At 52.0% G+C, this 19,986-nt stretch carries 14 protein-coding genes and 1 pseudogene; 4 read left to right on the top strand and 11 right to left on the bottom strand.

Translation table 11 applies throughout. The features are described 5' to 3' along the window. Positions 1-81 precede the first annotated feature (81 nt). The 10 genes and pseudogenes from ACSPHG_RS03730 to metK form a co-directional block, all read right to left on the bottom strand. Positions 82-597: a SprT family zinc-dependent metalloprotease gene (locus ACSPHG_RS03730; protein ID WP_435952194.1), complete on the bottom strand. Its 516-nt coding sequence runs from the start codon at positions 595-597 to the stop codon at positions 82-84. A 71-nt stretch (positions 598-668) separates the two neighbouring features. Further along, positions 669-2,063, bottom strand: a complete 1,395-nt coding sequence (locus tag ACSPHG_RS03735) for a sugar porter family MFS transporter (RefSeq protein WP_435952195.1) — start codon at positions 2,061-2,063, stop codon at positions 669-671. A gap of 291 nt (positions 2,064-2,354) precedes the next feature. Next, complete coding sequence (locus ACSPHG_RS03740; RefSeq protein WP_435952196.1) at positions 2,355-3,089, bottom strand: fimbrial protein; 735 nt, start codon at positions 3,087-3,089, stop codon at positions 2,355-2,357. A gap of 24 nt (positions 3,090-3,113) precedes the next feature. Then, the gene (locus ACSPHG_RS03745; protein ID WP_435952197.1) at positions 3,114-4,319 is read right to left on the bottom strand and encodes a CblD like pilus biogenesis initiator family protein; all 1,206 of its coding nucleotides are present in this window, start codon (positions 4,317-4,319) and stop codon (positions 3,114-3,116) included. Positions 4,320-4,372: 53 nt separating this feature from the next. Further along, positions 4,373-5,490: pseudogene (locus tag ACSPHG_RS03750) on the bottom strand (CblD like pilus biogenesis initiator family protein). 147 nt (positions 5,491-5,637) lie between these two features. Then, positions 5,638-6,744, bottom strand: coding sequence for a CblD like pilus biogenesis initiator family protein (locus ACSPHG_RS03755; protein WP_435952198.1), 1,107 nt, complete (start codon positions 6,742-6,744; stop codon positions 5,638-5,640). 18 nt (positions 6,745-6,762) lie between these two features. Then, positions 6,763-9,498, bottom strand: coding sequence for a TcfC E-set like domain-containing protein (locus tag ACSPHG_RS03760; protein ID WP_435952199.1), 2,736 nt, complete (start codon positions 9,496-9,498; stop codon positions 6,763-6,765). Positions 9,499-9,603: 105 nt separating this feature from the next. Next, positions 9,604-10,113 carry a CS1 type fimbrial major subunit gene (locus ACSPHG_RS03765; protein WP_435952200.1) on the bottom strand — a complete coding sequence of 170 codons (510 nt, stop codon included), beginning with the start codon at positions 10,111-10,113 and terminating at the stop codon, positions 9,604-9,606. Between the two features lie 83 nt (positions 10,114-10,196). Beyond that, on the bottom strand, positions 10,197-10,943 hold the full coding sequence (locus ACSPHG_RS03770) for a fimbria/pilus periplasmic chaperone (protein WP_435952201.1): 747 nt from the start codon (positions 10,941-10,943) through the stop codon (positions 10,197-10,199). 430 nt (positions 10,944-11,373) lie between these two features. Then, complete coding sequence (gene metK / locus ACSPHG_RS03775) at positions 11,374-12,525, bottom strand: methionine adenosyltransferase (protein WP_435952202.1); 1,152 nt, start codon at positions 12,523-12,525, stop codon at positions 11,374-11,376. 794 nt (positions 12,526-13,319) lie between these two features. Here metK and yqgB point away from each other — a divergent pair. The 3 genes from yqgB (at position 13,320) to speB (ending at position 16,572) form a co-directional block, all read left to right on the top strand. After that, positions 13,320-13,460: an acid stress response protein YqgB gene (gene yqgB / locus ACSPHG_RS03780; protein WP_435955933.1), complete on the top strand. Its 141-nt coding sequence runs from the start codon at positions 13,320-13,322 to the stop codon at positions 13,458-13,460. Next, positions 13,453-15,429 carry a biosynthetic arginine decarboxylase gene (speA, locus tag ACSPHG_RS03785; RefSeq protein WP_435952203.1) on the top strand — a complete coding sequence of 659 codons (1,977 nt, stop codon included), beginning with the start codon at positions 13,453-13,455 and terminating at the stop codon, positions 15,427-15,429. Before yqgB ends, speA begins: the two co-directional genes overlap by 8 nt. A 222-nt stretch (positions 15,430-15,651) precedes the next feature. Further along, on the top strand, positions 15,652-16,572 hold the full coding sequence (gene speB / locus ACSPHG_RS03790; protein ID WP_435952204.1) for an agmatinase: 921 nt from the start codon (positions 15,652-15,654) through the stop codon (positions 16,570-16,572). An 89-nt stretch (positions 16,573-16,661) separates the two neighbouring features. Here the strand turns inward: speB and loiP are convergent, their stop codons facing one another. Then, complete coding sequence (loiP, locus tag ACSPHG_RS03795) at positions 16,662-17,420, bottom strand: metalloprotease LoiP (protein WP_435952205.1); 759 nt, start codon at positions 17,418-17,420, stop codon at positions 16,662-16,664. 282 nt (positions 17,421-17,702) lie between these two features. Between loiP and tkt the strand changes: the two genes are divergently transcribed. Further along, positions 17,703-19,694: a transketolase gene (tkt, locus tag ACSPHG_RS03800; protein ID WP_435952206.1), complete on the top strand. Its 1,992-nt coding sequence runs from the start codon at positions 17,703-17,705 to the stop codon at positions 19,692-19,694. The last annotated feature ends 292 nt before the right edge of the window (positions 19,695-19,986 follow it).

A 19,986-nucleotide genomic window follows, 5' to 3' on the forward strand; every position in this document is an offset into this window, starting at 1 on the left:
TAACTAAAACCTGCCCGCACCCTACCTGAGGATTTATCCAGTTTCAACCAGCGCGATTGGGAAAGATTCTGATTAATTATTTTAATTACAGGGAGTTGTAACTTCAGGCTTTAACAGGTCACCACAATGGACGCAGCGGTATTCGGATTCGCCCCGCAGCACCTTGTTGTGACGGCGAACGGTGAGCTGATGCAGCTGGCACCGGCAGCGGTAGGGGAAGGTATTTTTGCGCACGGACTGCACCTCAAACTGATGCGTTCGACGCGCGGGCACGCCGAGCACCGCCTCCATCATCCATTTCCACTCTTTGCCGTGCGGCGCCACGCGGCCAAAGTGTTTCCAGACCAGCAGGTGCGCTAGCTCGTGGGGAACCACCTCTTCGATAAAGGCCTGCTGGTTTTCCATCAGCAGTACCGGGTTCAGACGGATTTCGTAGCTTTCCATCCACGCGGTGCCCGCAGCGGTGCCGCGCTGTTGATACACCAGCTTCGGTTCCGGGTAACTGCGGCCAAGGTGCAGGTTTGCCTGCTGAAGTTTTTCCCGCAGGCAGCGCATAACGGCCTGTTGGATGGCGATGGGGAGTCGTGGGGATTTCATAACGGCAGAGAATAGAATGGGGCGGGGCGGGGTGCAAGCCCCTCTCCTCGCGGAGAAGGGCTGATGTAGACTTAGTCGTGTGCGCCAATCTCACGTAACGGACGGCCTTTCATCAGGTTACGTTCGATGTGCTCCAGGGAGACATGTTTGGTTTCCGGTACCAGCCACAGCGTCAGCACGATAAAGAAGATGTTCAGACCGGCGTAAACCCAGAAGGTGTTCGCGTTACCCAGTGTATTGAGCATGGTCAGGAACGTTGCGCCGACGATCATGTTGGCAATCCAGTTGGTCGTGGTTGAGCAGGTGATACCGAAATCGCGGCCCTTAAGCGGCTGGATTTCAGAGCACAGCACCCAAATCAGCGGCCCGGCGCTCATCGCAAAACCAACGATAAACATCAGCAGCATAGCGATGGCGAAGTACTGCGCGCCCTGGGAGTGAATGCCCACGTGCAGCATGGTGCCCAGCACGCCCATCCCCGTTGCCATGACCAGGAAGCCCAGCACCAGCGTCGGTTTACGGCCCCAGCGGTCAACCAGACCGATAGCGATAAAGGTCGCCAGCACGTTGATTAGGCCGACGATAACCGTGCCCCACATTTGCTGCGTGGTATTGGTAAAGCCTGCGATTTCAAAGATTTTCGGCGCGTAATACATGATGACGTTCATACCGGTGAACTGCTGCATCACCTGTAACAGCACGCCAAGGAAAACCGCGCGGCGGAAGTTGCTGTTGTCTTTAAACAGCGACCATCCGCTCTGCTTAACCTGCAGGCTTTCGCGGATCTCTTCCAGCTCGCGTTTCGCTTCGGCGCTGGTGTCGCGCAGGCGTAGCAGCACGCGTTCGGCATCATGGAAGCGGCGTTTGGCGGCGAACCAGCGCGGGCTGTCCGGCAGGAAGAATACGCCGACCAGCAGCAGCAGGGCAGGAATGGTGATCACGCCCAGCATCCAGCGCCACGAGCCGGAGTAGCTGAAAGCGGTATCGGACAGGTATGCGCCGAGAATACCGATGGTGATCATCAGCTGATACATCGAAATCATGCTGCCACGGATTTTTTCCGGCGCAATCTCGGACAGGTAAAGCGGAGCGGTATAAGACGCCACGCCGACGGCCAGGCCAAGCAGTACGCGGGAAACAATCAGCACTTCTACGTTCGGCGCGAATGCGGAGCACAGCGAGCCGGCCACGAAGAGTACCGCACCGATCATCAGGCTGTATTTACGCCCGAGGCGGAAGGAGAGCCAGCCGCTGCCAACCGCGCCCACGGCGGCACCGAACATCATGGAGCTAACAACCCATTCCTGCGTGTGTGAGCTAATCTGGAAATCGTTAGCGATAAACGGCAGGGCACCAGCGATAACGCCGATATCCAGACCAAACAGTAAACCTGCCAGCGCTGCAAGGAAGCAGACAAAAAACGTCATGCTCTTGTTTGAGCGCTTGTGTTTTTTAACGTCAGGCATTGAGCCCTCCAGTTGAATTATCAATTTTATCGTTGTTAAGGGTAGGTTAGTGCTGAGTAAAATAGTGTGATACCAATCACGTTAGTGTAATCGGTTACACTAGTGTCAAGAAGTGTATGCACTATTTGTTGAGCTAAAACATAGCATTAAGCGGGGATGTAGCAAGCTAATTGGCGAGTTTTCAGACTAAGCCGAAACGCTGACGAAGCGGGATGTAACAAAAAGTGCAGGATTCCGAAAAACGATAAACGGGCTTCAGATTTAGCCCGTAAAAGTGGTATGTAATCGCTTTCATTGCTGGATCGACAGCGGGATACTTAGCGTGCTTTCCTTACCAGTATAGTCATTGCGGTAGTCAAGACGGAGGTTACCTTCTCCGATTCTGGTCGCTTCGGCGAGGCCGGCCGTGAGCGGCTGATGGGGATAGATGCTTTTTTTAATATCCTTCCAGCTACAGGCGCTGTCATCTGCGGATGTGGGGCAAACGCCGATTCGTTTAACGAAGATATGCACATTTCCGTTGTTATTGAGCTGCCGGGTGTGCGGGTTATAGCTCACAGAAATAACCGGATTGGCCGGTGGCACCATCACTATCACGCCCCAGACAAGGCTGACGCTAAGGCTCGTTTGATAGTTTTTGTCCTGCTCCGCGCTGTTCATCTGCTCGGGCGTCATGGACTGAAAGTAAGCGCGATAGAACTGTTCTTCGCTGCCGCTTCCCAGGCTAACCACCCGCACGGTCTGGCTGTTTCCCGCAGGTAGAGCAAATTTTAGGGGCGTAATGACAAGGCTGTTTTCACTTCCCTGGCGCGCTGGCGTTTCGCTTTCCTGGGCAGTTCCTGGGTTGTGTACCTCAACAAGCGAGCCCTTCATATACTGTGTTGTCGTACCTTTTGAGACGACGGTGATAATTCCCGGCTGCGCATTTTTTAATAGCACCTTCATGGGTGATATCTGGATATTCGCCTGGCCCAGCGTGGGGACTAACATCGTGGTGGCCAGTAAGAGTTTTTTTGCGTAAGCCATAAATTTCTCTTTCATGATGAGGAGTTAAAAAATTTCCGTGAATATAAAGGTTAAATTCCCGACATACCGGCCCTGGTTTTTTTTGTTAATTGTGGTATCAACCGTTTCCAATTTCAGGGGCGTGGGCACACAGAGCACCGCTTCAGGAATGCCTGATAAATGCACCAGCCTTGTTTGTGCCTGCTGAATATTATCGAAAAAGATATCTTCTTCTCTTTTTACGTTCGTATATTTATTTCGCGTGGGATCAAGCATCCTGACGGTGAAATCAATGCGGTCTTCATCTTTAGTCTTCGATCCCCCCTCGCGATACAGTGAAAATAGGTTAGCGGCTCTGCTATCCGGCCCCTGGTTTTTCATTTGCACGGTGAACTGGCTACTTTGCGAGTTAAAGCCGTCATATAAACACAGGCCCAGTGAATTTTCTCCGTGCAGAATATTCACTCGACCATCGACGCCCGGTAAGGGATGCATATTTAAATCTATCAGCGGCTGCGCATCCCCAAAATCGGGTAGATAAATTTGCTGATGGTCTTCATCCGTAATATCGAGAACGATATGTTTCGTCCAGGTCGCCAGGTGAACGGTATGGCCTGGGTTTATCATGCCTCTTTGTTCAAGCACCATAGTGGCTTCCCATATGCCGCCGAAGGGTAATTTGCTTAGCTCCGTCGCTTGTAGATAAGCATAAAGCTCTTTTCCCGTTGCAAGGGCCTTACTGCTGGCGCAGCGAACGCCACCGGCATCGTTCATATAGTACAAATTGCTGGATTTCGTCTCCGCACAGTCAATGGGAAAAAGACTGTAGTTGCGCGCTTCGACCTGAAGATAAACCTGTGTATGGCTTCGCCTTTCGGTAAACAACAGTTTTATCAGCGTGTCGCCGCTGTTTGCGGAGTCGACTATATCGTGGGCATTGCAAATACCGTTGGCTGAATTTTCCCGATCGGTACATAACCATCCGCTCTGCGCCCATTCCGGTCTCCAATTGATGGGATCATATGCGCCGGTTACGTGATCATAAAGACGAATCGTGGGCAGGTATTTAATACTGGACAGATCCAGAGTTAAGGTCGTTGTATCCGTATTGTCTGCCGGAGGAACAGATTGCGCATAGCTAAAGCAGGGATAAAGAATAATCATTATCACAAGCACCGCTATTTTTTTCATAAAGAATGACATAACGTCAGCGGGCGACTGCATATTAAATTTTATATCATTCTTGAACATTGGATTTTTCAGTTTCGTTTAATTGGGATATATCACACAGCAATATGAATAAGTTAGAACTGCGGCGTGAATACGATAGTCATGATGCCGGTGTAGTGCCCCTCAGTTTTACTGGAGATAGTTACATCACCCGTTTCTAGCATCAGCGGAGTAGGGACACAGAGCACAGTTGCGGTATATCCGGCAAATGTACCTGTCTAATTCTGGCTTTTTGAATATCTGGTATGACCATCTCCTGCCCGCGATTAACCTCAATAAACTGTCCGGTGACCGGATTAAACATTTTCACAAAAAAATCCACTCTGTCTTCGTCTTTTGAATAGGAGCCACCATCACGATATACGTAAAAGACATTTTCCGGTCTAGCTGGCGAGCCAGCCCCTTTTATCTGAATAGTGAATTGGCTACTTTCTGAGTTATAACCATCATACAAGCACATATCGAGAGTGCTCTTGCCATGAAATATACTATGTTGCCCAGATGTACCCGGTAAGGGACGTAAGTTTAAGTCAATTAGGGGTTCCGCCTGGCCAAATTTGGGCAAGTAGATCTGCTGATGATTGATGTCGGTGATTTTTAACACCAGGTGAGCATCCCAGTTATAGCGTTCGGTGTTATTACTATTATGTAGAGTTAATTTTAAATCGGCCTCCCATATGCCGCCAATGGGGATCTTTTTAAGTTCTGAAGGGCTAATATCAACCGTCACGGCCACGCCCTGTGCCGCACCTTGACAGTCATTTTGAGCGCTAACGTTCATTGGTTTGGAATCGCCATAGTTTCCGCAGGGGCTACCACCAACGAATTGAGATTTTCTCATGCCATTAAGGCTAATATTTTGTGTTGCGCCGCTCTTTTTTTCCGTGAATGTTAAAATTATTGGGAAAGATGTTGCCCAGCCACCTTTACCTGTTGAGCATTTTCCATTTAGTGGATTGGAATCTGAGTTACATGTCCAATAGTTGAATGCCCACCTGGAAGCGTTAGTAGTATCATAGCCACCGGACTTTTCCGACCAAAGTGTTATTTTTGTTGGCGAATTAGCAAGATCGAATGATGCCTCAATGTCAATGTTTTGATCGGATGGTATTAAAATATCGGCATGCGCCACACTATTAAATAATATGTAAACACAAAAGACTATTATCAGGTGGGTGTATTTAATTGCCATGATATCCTCTACGTTTACAATGGCGTTGATTCGGTTTTATCTATCCATAGCGATTTTTAGGTTCTGGCAGTATTTTTATTCTTAGGAATCAGCAATACCACAGATATATTGTCGTTAACCATAAATCCAAATTTTACGGTAAGTAAGTTAATACTGAGGCGTGAATACGATTGTCATGATACCGACATAACGCCCCTGGGTTTTGCTGGCCATAGCAATATCTCCCGTTTCTAACTTAAGCGCCGAGGGTACGCATATCACGGGCTGCGGTATTTCGGGCAAATGTACCTGTCGGATTCTGGCATGCTGAATATCCGTGATGACAATGTTCTGACCACGATTAACATCCATAAACTCCCCAGAGACCGGATTGAACATCTTCACAAAAAAATCAATTCGGTCTTCGTCTGCCGTGCGAGAGCCGCCTTCACGGTATACGGAAAAGACATTTGCCGGCCTGTCTAAACTACCTGCACCTTTAATCTGTACGGTGAACTGGCTGCTTTCCGCGTTGTAACCATCATATAAACACATATTCAGCGTTTTTTTTCCGTGCAGTATACTTTGATATCCGGTGGTGCCCGGTAATGGACGCAGGTTTAAATCAATAAGCGGTTCCGCCTGGCCAAATTCAGGTAAATAGATCTGCTGCCGGTTCATATCGGTGACATTAAGCGTGATGTACGCATTCCACCTTCCTAATTTTTTACCCGGCGACCATTGCCATAAATCCATTGCCAGATGCGCTTCCCAAATTCCGCCGATGGGAAGCTTTGCTAACTCCGTCTGGGGAATCCAGGTGTTGTTTAAGGCTTGAGGCGCGATGTTAATTGCGGCGGCGGTTAAATAATATTGAACACCGTCGCTGTTATGGTAGCCCTCAATATTAATCACCGCCTGTGCGTGGGTTCTTTTCTCGATGAACAACGTCGGTATTAAAGTATGCCCTTTTCCGCCCCAGTCACCTCCACCTGCCGAGGCTTCCCCACTTTTACATTTCCCGGTCGCGGGTGATGTGGAAGACAAGCATCGCCAGTTATTTCTACCCCATAGGTACGGGTTGGACGTATCGATCCCGCCGGTTTCATTAACCCAAATATCTATTTTCGACGGTGCAGAAGAAAGATCGTAGGTTCCGGTGATATACGTTTCCCGCCCAGTTGGTGTGACCACTTCGGCGAAAGCGCTTTGGCTGGCTATTAACGAGATGATTAATAGTTGAAATAAAGTGAAGAGATACAGTTTCATTTTCATATCATTTATTCTCTTTCATTACTCTGTCTTCGCTGAAGGTGATGAGCTATTTAGCGAGGCAGTAATAAGAGCGTGTAAATCATCAGGCAGAGAAACCAGGGATATTTCTGAACAGCTGGTTTTACCCACATAGCGGACGACGTCCTGCGATGAAAGGATTTTTAACGAGCACTGATAGGCCGTTCCCTGTTTGATGAGATAGAGATTTTTTAGCATACGGTTAACTTCTGCCGTAAAGCCACCGTCTTCAGAAGCGCTGAACATCGAAGCGTTGAGTATTTTATCCGGCATAATCGGCTGGTTGTTGGTATCAATCAATTGGCCGACGAAAGTATATTTCGACTCCATTTTTACTTCCTGAACCTTCAGTTTGCCCGGCAGCAGGAATAACTGCTGGCTGCCGGCACCTTCCGTGATGTTTGCCTGGCTGCCTTCGCTGACGTCCTGGCTTTCATTGATCGATACGCGCCCCTGTTCAAATCCGCCTACCGGGAAGAGTACATGGCTGCCCTTATTGAGCTGCGCCGAGCCGCCGCCAGCGACGTCGACATCAATGAGCGCATTATTATCCGCTTCGCTATCGTCGTCTTCGTCTTCTTCCTCGCCTTTAACGTTGACCGCGACGGCAGCACCTGGCGATCCGTTGCCAGCGGGCCCCCAGAACGCGCCTGATTTCGAAACGGATAGTGAGGAGCTATAGCTTCCCGTCAGCGAGGTTTCATGGTTATGCTGCTCGTTATCATAGCTGTCGGAAAGGGTGACGTTGCTGTCGCCATATTTGCCGTTCATGCGGCCGCTCAGCGACGCCGTCGCGTTGTCGGTGTTGTTCCCGCCAACGTTTATCTCTACTTCGCGCTCGTTGTTGTTACCCCAGTCCCAGTTTTGCGCTGCGTTATAGCTCAGCTGGCCTGAACCCGTCTGCGAGCTTTGATAGTTTGAGCTAACGGTCGTGCTGCTGCTGCGCTGCTGGCTGTCCTTAGGCGTGCTGCGTGATAGGCTAAATCCGACATAAACGCCCTTGTCGTTATCGCTGCTACTGCTGCTTTGGCGGCTGTAACCGCCGAAGCGCGTGGTGAACAATACCTGCTTGAAGCTGAAGGTTTTGTTAAGGCTGAGCTGCCAGGTGCTGGACGTGGTCTGCGATTGGGTGTTGTTGACGAGGTTGTCTTCAAACGGCCGGTTGGGGTCGTAGACAGAACTGTCAGAGTAAAGGCTGTTATTGGTATTCCACGTGTAGCCAAGCGAAGTCGTCCAGCCTTTCACCGGCACCGCAATCGTGGCGTTCAGCGAGGTGTAGCAGCCGATGTCCGCGTAATCCTGCTTTTCACTGTTGGACTGCGTGCAGCTCGTGCCATGGGCGGCATTGCGATAAAGGCTGAAGGAAAAGCCGTCGTTGTAGCTGATCTGTTCAACGTCGCCTTTTGAATTCTCCGTGCCTTTAAAATAGTTGGCCTGAATGTCCAAAACCCCGTCGATAATGCTGCCGTCAAAGCCGTGCGTCCACTGTAGGCCGCTTTCCGCGTAGCTGTTGCCGTCCGTTTTTGCGACGCCAAGAGTGGTAGTGAAGGCGCCGGGGAGCGGCATTTTGAAACCGGCCTGGGCCACGGGTTTTCGCTGGATCGTGGAGTCGTCGTCATTAGAGAAAACATTGCTGTCCTGCGCGGTTTCGCCGAACTGCATAAACCACTGCAGGTGGCCGTCGCTAATGCCGCCCGTTTTGGTGAAGGGCTGGGTTTCAGTGCGTACCAGATTGTTATTTTCGTAAATTTTCAGCGTCACGGCGTAGCTCCCGCCGGGAAAATTGCTGGTGTCCAGCGTGTTAGAGCCGTTGTCCAGATAGTAAGAGCCAAGCAGCAGGCCGCCGCGATAGGCGTCTATGCGAGATTTTGCTGAAAGCAGAACCACGATGGGCGTGCCTTTGCTGGCTTCCACCTGGTTGAGATAGCTCAGGCTGCTGCCAAGGCGCATCCCGTCGATAGATTTAAGCGGCAGCAGTGAAAAGCTGATGTTACCGCCCAGGCTGCTGGAAAGATCTCGCGAATCCATCCGGCCCGCCTGCAGGTAATGCCGCACGCCAAGCGACTGGCGGTAGTAAAAATCATCTACGGCCAGGGTTTGCTGGCTGCTGCTGTCTCCCTGAAATGAGTTCAGCAGCCAGTCGATGCCCAGATAGCTATCTTCAAGTACCCCTAAAGCCCCCGCGCCCTGTAAAGAAAGCGTTTTGTAATCATTCTGGGCCGAGACGTTCAGGGTTTGCTGATGGATAAGCGCGTTTTCCGCCTGGCGCGTTGGCGTGTAATAAATGGCATGTTTATCCCCTTCAGGCAGAAGTTCTTTATTGGCAAAGAGATCGACTCGGTTGTTATTTTCGTCATAGATAATCGCCACGCTGTCCGTTTCCAGATAGCCACAGCCCTGCGCGTCAGCATTGCTGCTACAGGCCAGGTTACCGTGGCGGGCAAGCGGGCCCGACAGCGCGGTCAGGATTTCTTGATAGTCGGCGTTCCCAGGCTGCGTTTTAAGGTTGAGCGCTTTTAACAGTCCGTTGGGATCCTTAAAGGTAACGTTGTCAAGCGAGACCGTCGCCTCAAACAGGCCCACTGACTGGCCTAAGACGTTAACTTCAAGCCAGACCTGCTGCCCTTTAACCAGTTCTTCAAAGCCGGGTGGGACGTTTTGTGTTGCAAGAGCAGAAGCGCTAAACAAAGCAAAATGAACCACAAGGAAACAAAGCGATATTTTCCTGGTTTTCATGATTCATTTTCCTTTTTTTAGACAAATAAAGGGTAAAGTCGGCCTGGCGAGCAGGCCGATGAGTGAGGGTATAGAGAGTAAATACGTACTAACTAACGTCTGAACTTAAGGAGCAGGTGTAGCTGCCGCTTGAGTCAGAATTAGACTGACGATGCCACTGTAACGGCCGGTAGGAACAACCTTTTGAGTGGACTGGCTAATCATTAATGGCTGAATAATGGAGCCATTAGTTGTGTCGCCAGTAGGGAAAAGAGTTGTGGCAGTCAGAACTTGCGGAGCGGCAGTTAATGTGGTGCTGCCGTACTTAACAGTCAGTGGAATCGCCGGGCTTGAGCCCAGGGTATCCAGCAGCTGAGGAGCACCCGCAAGACTGATGTTTACGTCTTTATCCGGATCGTTAGAAAAGATTTTCGTCTGTTGCATCAATGGTTGCAGACCGGTACCCGGCATATATGACATTACCATCGTAGATGGTAATGCCGCGCCAGTTTCGGTGGTCATATCCAGGGTTGCATCAACGTTTGCAGTGACAGTAATATCTTTCTGTACTGCGAAAGCATTAATAGCAAGACCCATGATGACCGTAGCGAGCAATGGTTTAACAAACTTGTTCATGATAAATATCCTTTTGGTGAATTTGCATATCATTATGCGATTTACTTTTAGAGCTACGCTCTATATTTCCATTTTCTGCAAACCTATGGTCTGCTAGAAATAAATTCCTTTTCAGCAGAGGTCTTATCTACCCAGTTAATATATTTAACGCGGACGGTCTGATAATTCATTCCGCTAAAATATTCAGCAGGCAAAATCATCTTTTGTCCAGGGTAGACGCTTTTCTTGACCCCTTTGCTCCATTTGCATCCTGCATCCGTTCCGCTTTTAGGGCATAAACCGATGCTGGAAATTTTTAAATGTATATTCCCGGTATTATTCACTTCTCTTGCCGAGGCGTTGAGGGTGAAGTCAACGTGTGGCCGGGCAGGCGCAACGTTCACCAGAACGCCCCAAATCATGTTAACCCCAACCTGTACTTCATTATTTGCCGGGGCTGCCGAGTCGTCGAGACTTGAAACATTTTCGAAATAGACCCGGTAAACTTCTTCATTTACTGGTGGTACAAGGTTAACCAAGCGAATAATTCGCGTTGCCCCCGGAGATAAGGCAAATTTTTCCGGTGTGACGACAAGCATATTTCCTGATGCCTGGCTAACTGACGATTCGTTTTCTTGTTTCGAACCGGGGTTATTTATCTTTTTGATGGTCGTTCTTACAAACTCGGTTTTATCGGAGTTAGTGAAAACTTTAATTTGTGAACTATTGCCTTCGTTCATGCCAACAGCGATAGGGTAAACGGTGATACCCGCGCTGGCCGATGAAGAAAATAAAAATGCTGCTGCCGTGACCGTTAATAATAACGAAAGGCTACTTTTAAAATTTTTCATTTGTTGTCATTAACCTTTAATGAATACATTTGAGCTATATTCAAAAACATGATGAGTCAATGTGATGTGTCGTGTTTGTGGGATAATATTATCACCGTGAATGTATTGAGCAATAAGGCAAAGACATCCATAAAAAGAAAATCAACATGTTAACATTTATTGTAACAATGAGATTTTTGAGGAAAGTCTGAGGGTGGGTAACTGCATGTTTTTTATGGATAGCTAATATTTAATGAAACACCGGTGTTAACTAAAAGTGTGTCTTAAGCAGTGCTTAATATGGAATAAAGAGTTGCGGCTGGTATGCATCTCAAAAGTATGAACACAAATTTGTATAGGTCGCACATTCATACACGACGGTGGGAGGCAGGCGATAAAAAACCCGGCCAGAGCCGGGTTTGTGAGGAAAAACGATGCGCGGTGAGGAATGTTACAGGCCAGCCGCTTCACGCAGCAGGGCGGCTTTGTCGGTTTTTTCCCAAGGGAAATGCTCGCGACCAAAGTGACCGTATGCAGCGGTTTCTTTATAGATTGGGTGAAGCAGGTCCAGCATCTGAATCAGGCCGTATGGGCGCAGATCGAAGAACTCACGCACCAGCAGGGTAAGCTGCTCGGTAGAGATTTTCTCGGTGCCGAAGGTTTCAACCATGATGGAGGTTGGCTCAGCCACGCCGATAGCGTAGGAAACCTGAATCTCACAGCGGTCAGCAAGGCCCGCGGCCACGATGTTTTTCGCAACGTAACGCGCAGCGTATGCCGCAGAGCGGTCAACCTTGGACGGATCTTTACCGGAGAACGCGCCGCCGCCGTGACGAGCCATGCCGCCGTAGGTATCAACGATAATTTTACGGCCGGTCAGACCGCAGTCGCCCATTGGGCCACCGATAACGAAACGTCCGGTTGGGTTGATGTGGTATTTGGTGGAAGCGTTCAGCCATTCTGCTGGCAGAACCGGCTTGATGATCTCTTCCATCACCGCTTCCTGCAGCGTTTTCAACGCCACGTCTTCAGAGTGCTGGGTAGAAAGCACAACCGCATCGATGCCGACGATTTTGCCGTCGTCATACTGGAAGGTGATCTGGCTTTTCGCGTCCGGACGCAGCCACGGCAGGGTGCCGTTTTTACGCACTTCGGCCTGGCGCTGAACCAGACGATGAGCGTAGGTGATTGGCGCTGGCATCAGCACGTCGGTTTCGTTGGTCGCATAGCCAAACATCAGGCCCTGGTCGCCCGCGCCCTGTTCCAGCGGATCGGTGCGGTCAACGCCCTGGTTGATGTCCGGGGACTGTTTGCCAATGGCGCTAAGCACGGCGCAAGAGTTGGCATCAAAGCCCATATCAGAATGCACGTAGCCGATTTCACGCACCGTGTTACGGGTAATCTCTTCGATATCAACCCATGCGCTGGTGGTGATTTCGCCGCCGACCAGCACCATGCCGGTCTTGACGTAGGTCTCACAGGCTACGCGCGCTTTTGGATCCTGCTCGAGGATCGCATCCAGCACCGCGTCGGAGATTTGGTCAGCGATTTTGTCGGGATGCCCTTCTGATACAGACTCGGACGTAAATAGGTGTTTAGCCATGTTTTCTTCACCCTAAAGTAATTCATGTAGTGCAGACTGCTGCTGATTGGCGCCCGCATCAGTGCAATGTGCTGATGTTCTGGGAATTCGCCGCAGGTTGAACGACAGGCAGTCTAACAGTTAATCAGTATAGATGGATTAACATCTGGACGGCTATTTTAGGTTAACCCTTAAACAGATTGCCAGTGATTTTTCGCATTCAGCACATTTATGGCTAAAGCATAGTGGCAATTTTTCCTGACGCGGTAAGCAAAGTGCGTATTTATCTTTTGCTTTTTAAGCCCGTAATGGTATAAAGCGGCGCGCGCGGCTCATTCAACAAGCACACAGATTTTTGTGTTGCCCACTTCCAGCCGGGTTGAGCACTTATCTTAGCTTTGGCTTGTCGCATACCCAAAACGTATGTGTGGAGGTGATAGGATTGAAAAACCGCTGTAATTCGCAGAATCTGGCCGCCGTTCAGTCCGCGCCGCTGCTCCTCGCAAGCTGTATCTCTTTGCAACATTCCTGCCGATGTTATATCCGTCGTCTTTCAAGCTGTATCTGCGTTGGCCACATGACCTCACCCCAATCACTTAGTTTGTCTAAGCTCATGGGGGTTCAGTCACTTGCCGCCCTGTTACCGCTCGAATGGCATAGGATAACTACCCATCTCGGCGCTTCTCAGGACTCCCGGGCCGGTTAGTCACGCCTGTCGTTCTGAACAAGGGCTCTCTTATCTTGATAAGAGTTTTCTCGTGGTTTCGCCGACCCGTCATACGGAGTTCGGTAACGTGTTTTACAATGATATGAAAATGAAACCGGTCGCACAGCCAGTCTGTCAGCGTCTTATGCTGCCGCTACGCGCTGTTAATGGGTTGTTATTGCGGGATACCCCTGCGATAGTAGTCAACTGTTTTGCACATTTGTCTAAATTTGAGGTTCGCCATGTCTGACAAAATCTCTTCTGTTTCGGGTTCGTCAGTGGGCGAGCAGGATGTACACCGCTCCATCCAGGAGGTTGCCATGAGCTCCCAGGAAGCCAGCAAGATGCTGCGTACTTACAATATTGCCTGGTGGGGCAATAACTACTATGACGTCAACGAACTGGGCCACATCACCGTTTGCCCGGATCCGGACGTTCCTGAAGCCAAGGTCGATCTGGCCGAGCTGGTCAAAGCGCGTGAAGCGCAGGGCCAGCGCCTGCCTGCGCTGTTTTGCTTCCCGCAGATTTTGCAGCACCGCCTGCGTTCAATTAACGCCGCGTTTAAACGCGCGCGCGAATCCTACGGCTACAACGGCGATTATTTCCTCGTTTACCCGATCAAGGTAAACCAGCACCGCCGCGTTATCGAATCGCTGATTCATTCCGGCGAGCCGCTGGGCCTGGAAGCCGGTTCGAAGGCCGAGCTGATGGCGGTACTTGCCCACGCGGGCATGACGCGTTCGGTAATCGTTTGTAATGGTTATAAAGACCGTGAATATATCCGCCTCGCGCTGATCGGCGAAAAGATGGGCCATAAGGTCTATCTGGTCATCGAGAAGATGTCTGAAATCGCGATTGTGCTGGAAGAGGCCGAGCGTCTTAACGTCGTACCGCGCCTCGGCGTGCGTGCGCGTCTGGCCTCGCAGGGTTCTGGCAAATGGCAGTCTTCTGGCGGTGAGAAATCCAAATTTGGCCTGGCGGCCGGTCAGGTTCTGCAGCTGGTTGAAATGCTGCGCGAGCGCGGCCGTCTGGACAGTATCCAGCTGCTGCACTTCCACCTCGGTTCGCAGATGGCGAATATTCGCGACATTGCGACCGGCGTGCGCGAATCCGCGCGCTTCTACGTCGAGCTGCATAAGCTTGGCGTGAACATCGAGTGCTTCGACGTGGGCGGTGGCCTGGGCGTGGACTACGAAGGAACGCGTTCCCAGTCCGACTGCTCGGTTAACTACGGCCTGAACGAGTACGCCAACAACATTATCTGGGCAATCGGCGACGCGTGTGAAGAACACGGCCTGCCGCACCCGACGGTGATCACCGAATCCGGGCGTGCGGTTACCGCGCACCACACCGTGCTGGTGTCGAACATTATCGGCGTTGAGCGCAGCGAAAATACCGAAGCGACGCCGCCGCAGGACGATGCACCGCGCGCGCTACAAAGCATGTGGGAAACCTGGCAAGAGATGCATGAGCCGGGCACGCGCCGCTCGCTGCGTGAATGGCTGCACGACAGCCAGATGGACCTGCACGATATTCACGTCGGCTACTCTTCCGGGACCTTTAGCCTGCAGGAACGCGCGTGGGCCGAGCAGCTCTATCTGAACATGTGCCACAGCGTGCAGAAGCAGCTCGATCCGAGCAACCGCGCGCACCGTCCGATTATCGACGAGCTGCAGGAGCGCATGGCTGACAAGATTTACGTCAACTTCTCCCTGTTCCAGTCGATGCCGGATGCCTGGGGTATTGACCAGCTGTTCCCGGTTCTGCCGCTCGAAGGGTTAAACCACGCGCCTGAACGCCGTGCGGTGCTGCTGGATATTACCTGTGACTCGGACGGCGCTATCGATCACTACGTCGATGGCGACGGGATCGCAACCACCATGCCGATGCCGGAATACGACCCGGAGAACCCGCCGATGCTGGGCTTCTTTATGGTCGGCGCGTATCAGGAAATTCTCGGCAACATGCATAACCTGTTTGGCGATACCGAAGCGGTTGACGTGTTCGTCTTCCCTGACGGCAGCGTTGAGGTTGAGCTGTCCGACGAAGGCGATACCGTAGCGGATATGCTGGAGTACGTTCAGCTTGATCCGAAAAAACTGCTGACGCAGTTCCGCGATCAGGTGAAACAAACCGATCTCGACGCGGGTCTACAGCAGCAGTTCCTCGAAGAGTTCGAGGCGGGTTTGTATGGCTATACTTATTTAGAAGACGAGTAAATTACTCGTCGTAATTCGAGCTGCAGCGGTGTGGGCTGGACTCGCTTACCGCCTACCCGCAACTCGAATTATTTAGAGTAATTAGTGTACAATTAAGGCTGCATTCGGCGATAATCCGCGCCAACAGCAGTCTCGAAACGTATCCAGTCCCTTCCTCGTCGGGTTTAACGACGCGGAGGGGACTTTTTTTTGACATAAATTCATTCACCGAGAGGTCAAACAATGAGCACTCTAGGCCACCAATACGATAACTCCCTGGTCTCCAATGCCTTTGGTTTTTTACGTTTTCCGCTGAACTTCATGCCGTACGACAGCGATGCCGACTGGGTGATCACCGGCGTTCCTTTTGATGCAGCGACCTCTGGTCGTGCCGGTGGCCGTCATGGGCCGGCGGCAATTCGCCAGGTTTCTACCAACCTCGCGTGGGAAGGCAACCGCTTCCCGTGGAACTTCGACATGCGCGAACGTCTGAACGTCGTGGACTGCGGCGATCTGGTTTACGCCTTCGGCGACGCGCGCGACATGAGCGAACGTCTGCAGGCGCACGCCGAAAAGCTGCTGGCTGCCGGTAAACGCATGCTTTCCTTCGGCGGCGACCACTTCGTCACGCTGCCGCTGCTGCGCGCTCACGCCAAGCACTTCGGCAAAATGGCGCTGGTGCATTTCGATGCCCACACCGATACCTACGCAAACGGCTGCGAGTTCGACCACGGCACCATGTTCTACACCGCGCCGAAAGAAGGCCTGATCGACCCTAATCACTCAGTGCAGATCGGTATTCGTACCGAGTTCGATAAAGACAACGGTTTCACCGTTCTGGACGCGGGCCAGGTGAACGACCGCACCGTGGACGACATTCTGGCGCAGGTTAAGCAGATCGTTGGCGATATGCCGGTGTACCTGACTTTTGATATCGACTGTCTGGACCCTGCTTTCGCGCCCGGTACCGGTACGCCGGTAATCGGCGGCCTGACCTCTGACCGCGCGCTGAAACTGGTACGCGGCCTGAAGGATCTGAACATCGTGGGTATGGACGTGGTGGAAGTCGCTCCGGCCTATGACCAGTCTGAAATCACCGCGTTGGCAGGTGCGACTTTGGCGCTGGAAATGCTGTATATCCAGGCGGCGAAGAAAGGCGAGTAATTTACCGCCAGGTTTGCTGGGTGGATACGCAAACGCGCTATCCACCCGTTACGTCGGGTGGCGCTCCGCCTACCCGACTTACCTCTTAGTTACTTCAAACCATCTGCCGCCATGCGATCGCGGATATGCTGCGCGCGTTCGGCGGAAGCAGGGTGATCGTCAAGCATTGAGCTTTGACGCCCTTCGTCCAGCTTGGCAAGCTTCTCAAAGCTGGTTGCCAGACCAATCGGGTTAATCCCGCGTTTGCGCAACAGATCGTAGGAATAGTCGTCGGCTTCTGATTCCTGACGCTGCGAGAACTGCGCGTTCACTAGTTTTTCACCCAAATCCCCAAGCTGCGACTGCGACAGGCTGCCAATCATGCCACCGGCTGAAGCGGCGGCGACTCGCGCGGCGTTTGTGCCCAGCGCAACCTGCATGCCTTTCTTCACGTGGCCGAGCGCGACGTGGCCCATTTCGTGGCCGATAACCGCTTCTACTTCGTTGTCGTTCATCAGGTCCATCAGGCCGCTGTAGACGCGGATACAGCCGTTAGCCATGGCGAAGGCGTTGACGTCTTTGGTGACGTAAACCTTATAGTTCACCGGCATGCCGTTGATGTTGTCGCCCAGCGCGCTGGCGATTTTGGTCAGGCGTTTCGCGTAGTCGCTGGTTGCCGGGGCAATAGTCGCTTTGCTGTCCAGCTCCGCACAGGACTTGTCGCTCAGCTCTTTAACCTGCGCATCGCTTAGCGTGTAGGCCTGAAAGGCTTCCGCGCCGGAGGTTAGCAAACCGTTGGAATCCATGTTTTGGCAGCCGCTCAGCAGCGTGGCGAGCGTCAGGCTTAGTAAAATAGGGCGCATCTTCATGGCCAGTCTTCCTTTATTAGTTTCAACAGCCCAAGGGCAAGCTCAGCGCCCACGTTGGCGCTGAATAATGCTCAGTATAAAGAAGATAACGAAGCGCGCGCAGCTACTTGCGCAACATGCGAGCGTGATCCAGAGATTTCTTACCGGGACAAAAGGATGCTCCATGTACATGACCCACGGCTTGCGGTACATTGTGGGCACTTTTTCGGGCGTAGCCCATAACGCTTAGTAGTCAAGTCGTAAAACAAGGCGTGACCTTCAACCATCCGATCTGGAGTGAAAATGTCCTCTCGTAAAGAGCTTGCCAATGCTATTCGTGCGCTCAGCATGGACGCAGTTCAAAAAGCCAAATCCGGTCATCCGGGTGCCCCTATGGGCATGGCTGATATTGCCGAAGTCCTGTGGCGTGATTTCCTGAACCATAACCCGCAGAACCCAGCCTGGGCTGACCGTGACCGCTTCGTGCTGTCTAACGGCCACGGCTCTATGCTGATTTACAGCCTGCTGCACCTCACAGGTTATGACCTGCCGATCGAAGAGCTGAAGAACTTCCGTCAGCTACATTCCAAAACCCCTGGTCACCCGGAAGTGGGTTACACCGCGGGTGTTGAAACCACTACCGGCCCGCTGGGTCAGGGCGTGGCGAACGCGGTAGGTATGGCGATTGCTGAACGTACCATGGCGGCGCAGTTCAACCGTCCTGGACACGACATTGTTGACCACTTCACCTACGTGTTTATGGGTGATGGCTGCATGATGGAAGGCATCTCTCACGAAGTCTGCTCGCTGGCCGGTACCCTGAAACTGGGTAAACTGGTTGCGTTCTACGATGACAACGGCATCTCCATCGACGGCCACGTTGAAGGCTGGTTCACCGACGATACCGCTAAGCGTTTCGAAGCCTACGGCTGGCACGTTGTGCGCGGCGTTGACGGTCACGATGCGGACGCTATCAAACGCGCTGTTGAAGAGGCGAAGGCGGTTTCCGACAAGCCTTCTCTGCTGATGTGCAAAACCATCATCGGTTTCGGTTCGCCAAACAAAGCGGGCACCCACGATTCCCACGGCGCTCCTCTGGGCGACGCAGAAATCGCACTGACCCGCGAACAGCTGGGCTGGAAACACGCTCCGTTCGAAATTCCACAGGATATCTACGCTCAGTGGGATGCGCGCGAAGCAGGCCAGGCGAAAGAAGCGACCTGGAACGAGAAGTTCGCAGCCTACGCGAAAGCCTTCCCGCAGGAAGCGGCAGAATTTACCCGTCGTATGAAGGGCGAAATGCCGACTGAATTCGCTGCGAAAGCGCAGGAATTTATCGCTAATCTGCAGGCAAACCCTGCGAAAATCGCAAGCCGCAAAGCTTCCCAAAATGCAATCGAAGCCTTCGGTCACTGGCTGCCAGAATTCCTCGGCGGCTCTGCCGACCTGGCACCAAGCAACCTGACCATCTGGTCTGGTTCTAAAGCTATCAACGAAGACAAAGCCGGTAACTACATCCATTACGGCGTGCGTGAATTCGGTATGACGGCGATTGCCAACGGTATCGCGCTGCACGGCGGTTTCCTGCCGTACACCTCTACCTTCCTGATGTTCGTGGAATATGCCCGTAACGCGGTGCGTATGGCGGCGCTCATGAAGCAGCGTCAGGTGATGGTCTACACCCACGATTCCATCGGTCTGGGCGAAGATGGCCCAACTCACCAGCCGGTAGAGCAGCTTGCTGCCCTGCGCGTTACGCCAAACATGAGCACCTGGCGCCCATGTGACCAGGTTGAATCTGCGGTTGCGTGGAAATACGCGGTAGAACGTCACGACGGCCCAACGGCGCTGATCTTCTCCCGTCAGAACCTGGCGCAGCAGGATCGTTCCGAGCAGCAGCTGGCGGATATCGCTCGCGGCGCATACATCCTAAAAGACTGTGCGGGTCAGCCTGAGCTAATCCTGATCGCGACCGGCTCTGAAGTTGAATTGGCCGTTGCAGCATGGGACCGGCTGTCTGCTGAAGGTATCAAAGCGCGCGTGGTTTCCATGCCGTCTACCGACGCCTTCGACAAGCAGGACGCGGCCTACCGTGAAGCGGTTCTGCCGAAAGCCGTTGCCGCTCGTGTTGCTATCGAAGCCAGCATCGCTGACTACTGGTACAAATACGTTGGCCTGAACGGCGCGGTTGTGGGCATGACCACCTTCGGTGAGTCAGCACCAGCCGAGCAGCTGTTCGAGGAGTTTGGCTTCACCGTTGAAAATGTGGTGAAACAGGCGAAAGCAGTACTGTAATTCCCCCCTTAGAAACGGGTCGCTTTAGCGGCCCGTTTTTTTTGTTTATTATTCAACCTCACCCGTAAAAGCGTTGCAGTTATTCCATCAAAAATGTGACCTATGTCAGAAGATCGGTTGCCTGTCCCGGGCCAACGTTCCCTTTATTCCGCGTTTCGCTTACCATAGCTGAAGCGTTTCAGTCGATGAAATATTCGACAATCAAGCAATCAATTGCAGTTTCGTGAGTGCGAGGATTCCCCTGAAGCGGTGGCTGCATTACTCTGTCAGCCACAACGTTAAGGGATTCTGG

Source organism: Dryocola baronae (genome assembly GCF_051297175.1).
GTDB lineage: Bacteria > Pseudomonadota > Gammaproteobacteria > Enterobacterales > Enterobacteriaceae > Dryocola.

Bases quoted from the DNA above. Each gene is read 5' to 3' on its own strand.
- ACSPHG_RS03730 (WP_435952194.1), bottom strand. From the start codon at position 597: ATGAAATCCCCACGACTCCCCATCGCCATCCAACAGGCCGTTATGCGC.
- ACSPHG_RS03735 (WP_435952195.1), bottom strand. From the start codon at position 2,063: ATGCCTGACGTTAAAAAACACAAGCGCTCAAACAAGAGCATGACGTTT.
- ACSPHG_RS03740 (WP_435952196.1), bottom strand. From the start codon at position 3,089: ATGGCTTACGCAAAAAAACTCTTACTGGCCACCACGATGTTAGTCCCC.
- ACSPHG_RS03745 (WP_435952197.1), bottom strand. From the start codon at position 4,319: ATGTTCAAGAATGATATAAAATTTAATATGCAGTCGCCCGCTGACGTT.
- ACSPHG_RS03755 (WP_435952198.1), bottom strand. From the start codon at position 6,744: ATGAAAATGAAACTGTATCTCTTCACTTTATTTCAACTATTAATCATC.
- ACSPHG_RS03760 (WP_435952199.1), bottom strand. From the start codon at position 9,498: ATGAAAACCAGGAAAATATCGCTTTGTTTCCTTGTGGTTCATTTTGCT.
- ACSPHG_RS03765 (WP_435952200.1), bottom strand. From the start codon at position 10,113: ATGAACAAGTTTGTTAAACCATTGCTCGCTACGGTCATCATGGGTCTT.
- ACSPHG_RS03770 (WP_435952201.1), bottom strand. From the start codon at position 10,943: ATGAAAAATTTTAAAAGTAGCCTTTCGTTATTATTAACGGTCACGGCA.
- metK (WP_435952202.1), bottom strand. From the start codon at position 12,525: ATGGCTAAACACCTATTTACGTCCGAGTCTGTATCAGAAGGGCATCCC.
- yqgB (WP_435955933.1), top strand. From the start codon at position 13,320: ATGAAACCGGTCGCACAGCCAGTCTGTCAGCGTCTTATGCTGCCGCTA.
- speA (WP_435952203.1), top strand. From the start codon at position 13,453: ATGTCTGACAAAATCTCTTCTGTTTCGGGTTCGTCAGTGGGCGAGCAG.
- speB (WP_435952204.1), top strand. From the start codon at position 15,652: ATGAGCACTCTAGGCCACCAATACGATAACTCCCTGGTCTCCAATGCC.
- loiP (WP_435952205.1), bottom strand. From the start codon at position 17,420: ATGAAGATGCGCCCTATTTTACTAAGCCTGACGCTCGCCACGCTGCTG.
- tkt (WP_435952206.1), top strand. From the start codon at position 17,703: ATGTCCTCTCGTAAAGAGCTTGCCAATGCTATTCGTGCGCTCAGCATG.